The following is a 2,419-nucleotide window of genomic DNA, read 5'->3' on the forward strand; positions in this document are numbered from 1 at the left end:
AAGTAACGAAGAACTTATAATTTAATATACATCGTTAGATGGACCGCCGAATGCTGGGAAACTAGCACGTTCGGTGCGGAGCAGGGGAAAAGCTGGAGATCACTTCAAAGGCTTACCTATTGCTAACTTTACTGGAACAACGGATAACACGAACAGTTATTAGTTTAAAATGTTAGGGGGATTTTATGAGGAGAATATATATAAAGGTGGCACTTGTTGGTGTATTTGTCATTTTGTTAACACTTTGGGGAAGTGGATGGCTAAACCTTTGGAAAAATGGAATAAGCGTTATCGCAAACGATGTAGATCGTTATCATCTTCAAACTTATCCAATTGATGGAGAATATACGGTTACAATTGATTTAAGTGATTTAAGAAGCAATGTGGGGAAAGTGCTTTATGACGATGGGAATAATCAAATTTATGTAGAAACGGTATATGTTCGAAATGAATCTGATTTTGAAGTTGGTTTTAGGACGAGTGGGACGTATAGATTAAGCGGTGCTACGTTAGTGTCAGGTATTGAACATGCTCGTACTGATAATGGCTTTACAAGTTTTGAACGAGCTAACGCAATAGCGACGTATAGGAGCGAATCTTTTAAAATCTATCGGTCTGGTTCGTCAGGTTTAAATTATCGGGATGGGGCTTCATTCGGATATTATTTAATTCCCCATGATAAAGAAGTGGTTGTTGATCTTGATAAGGATGCAACTATGGAGCTGAATATTTCAAATCTATACATGCACGAATGGAAGAAAAAATAGTTGTTATCTATAAATCTCTTCAACTAAAGAAGGACTTTACCACAACAAGGGAAATGTTATCTTCTTAAAAAGAAAGGCAGTAGAGAGGAGAAATAATGAAAAGAAACATAGTAATAATATTAACTGTTATTGTGTTAATTGTTAGTGTTTGGCTAGCTTTCAAGAATATAAGTCATGATGGGGCATTCACGAAATGGAGTCATTCAACAGCAGGAATTGAGCATTTTGAGAATGGTAAAGCATTTTATTTGGGTTACTACTTTAGATGGGAAGGGATAGGATCTCCTACTCTTGAAAAAATTGAATTTATAAAGAATGACGGAGAAATTGTGGCAAAAGAAGATGATGAATTTCAAATTAATTCATTTATTAAAACGGATGGTTTTGGAGCAGTTGATGAAGAGTATGTGATTAGTGAAGGGATAAATGATGAACTACTACCTGTAAAAGGTTTTAATGTAGATCAAGATTTTCATTTAGTTTTGCGAGTAAAATTAAAAGATGTAGATGTTAGTAATGATATTAAAATGATTAGAATTACTTACAAAAAATTTGGAGTAACTCAATTTCAAAACATTTCATTCGATGATGGGATTATCAAGGATAAATAAGAATGTTTCCAGATTTAAATATGCTTATTCAACATAAGGATGCGATTGCTGAACAAGCAGCAGTCGCTATTTTACTATCAGAGCAGGTTAATTTAATAAATACTTTAATTAAAAATACGAAATTTAGGGGTGAGTTCGATAAAAAATAAAATACTATTACTGTCTTTATTTACACTACTTTTACTTGTTTTAGTAGTTTGGGAAATAGTGTCCGAAAGCAATAGTAAAGAGTCAATTAAAACTGAGGAGAACACCATATCAAACTTCACACCAAATACTGTTCCACCAGGTAGTGAAAGTAAATACGATATTAAATTTAAAATGAATGAGGAAGGCGTATTTCATTTAGAATCCAAAGTTACTATAAAAAATACATCTAATGACTCTTGGGACGAATTAGTATTTTACTTCATTCCAAACATTTTTACGGAGAGCAATTCACAAGAGTTAAATAATTCCGTGAAAGTTCCATCATCTATTCAATTACATAAAGTCATAATAGAAGACAAACAAGCAAGCTATAATCTAAAAAGGGACACCTTAAGTATCCCCCTTACTAATGAAATAGAACCAGGTAATGAAGTAAGCGTAGCCTTCACTTATGATTTTACTCTTCCAGAAAAAGGACTAAGGTTTACGAAGAACAATGGCAATTATTATTTAGCACAGTTCTATCCAATGGTTCCTACATATCGTGAAGGTCAGTGGAATAAAGAAGATTATAGGTTAAGAGGCGAAACCTATCATACTGCATTTAGTGATTTTAAGGTATCATACGATTTACCTCATGGATATACTCTCGTCTCTACAAGTGAAAACGATACATACCCGAGTAAAGTAAGTGGTTCATTTGAAGTAGATAAAGTGAAAGAGGTTTTTATAGCAGTTCTAGCTGAACCAAAAGTTATACAAAAGAGCATTCCTGTTAGAAGGATTTTCGGGGACTTGAAAAAAAAAGAGCCCTCCTGGTATGATACGGGGTGTCAAATCGTGCACCGAGATGACCCCTAACTTAGTTAACCAAGGAGGACTTCATAATGA

4 protein-coding genes are annotated in these 2,419 nt (G+C 33.9%); all 4 read left to right on the forward strand.

The window, feature by feature from the left end:
- Positions 1–185: 185 nt before the first annotated feature.
- Positions 186–767, forward strand: a complete 582-nt coding sequence (locus BKP35_RS17415; protein ID WP_071314659.1) for a hypothetical protein — start codon at positions 186–188, stop codon at positions 765–767.
- A 95-nt stretch (positions 768–862) separates the two neighbouring features.
- Complete coding sequence (locus BKP35_RS17420; protein ID WP_071314660.1) at positions 863–1,378, forward strand: hypothetical protein; 516 nt, start codon at positions 863–865, stop codon at positions 1,376–1,378.
- Positions 1,379–1,380: 2 nt separating this feature from the next.
- Positions 1,381–1,527, forward strand: a complete 147-nt coding sequence (locus tag BKP35_RS19740; protein ID WP_169819260.1) for a hypothetical protein — start codon at positions 1,381–1,383, stop codon at positions 1,525–1,527.
- Positions 1,508–2,389 (forward strand): gluzincin family metallopeptidase, encoded by an 882-nt coding sequence (locus BKP35_RS17425; protein ID WP_071314661.1) that lies wholly within the window; start codon positions 1,508–1,510, stop codon positions 2,387–2,389. The genes BKP35_RS19740 and BKP35_RS17425 overlap by 20 nt, the downstream gene beginning before the upstream one ends.
- Positions 2,390–2,419 lie beyond the last annotated feature (30 nt).

The sequence above is a fragment of the Anaerobacillus arseniciselenatis genome (genome assembly GCF_001865995.1).
GTDB classification, from domain to species: Bacteria; Bacillota; Bacilli; order Bacillales; family Anaerobacillaceae; genus Anaerobacillus; species Anaerobacillus arseniciselenatis.

Coding starts and splice junctions, on each gene's coding strand:
- BKP35_RS17415 (WP_071314659.1), top strand. CDS start 186: ATGAGGAGAATATATATAAAGGTGGCACTTGTTGGTGTATTTGTCATT.
- BKP35_RS17420 (WP_071314660.1), top strand. CDS start 863: ATGAAAAGAAACATAGTAATAATATTAACTGTTATTGTGTTAATTGTT.
- BKP35_RS19740 (WP_169819260.1), top strand. CDS start 1,381: ATGTTTCCAGATTTAAATATGCTTATTCAACATAAGGATGCGATTGCT.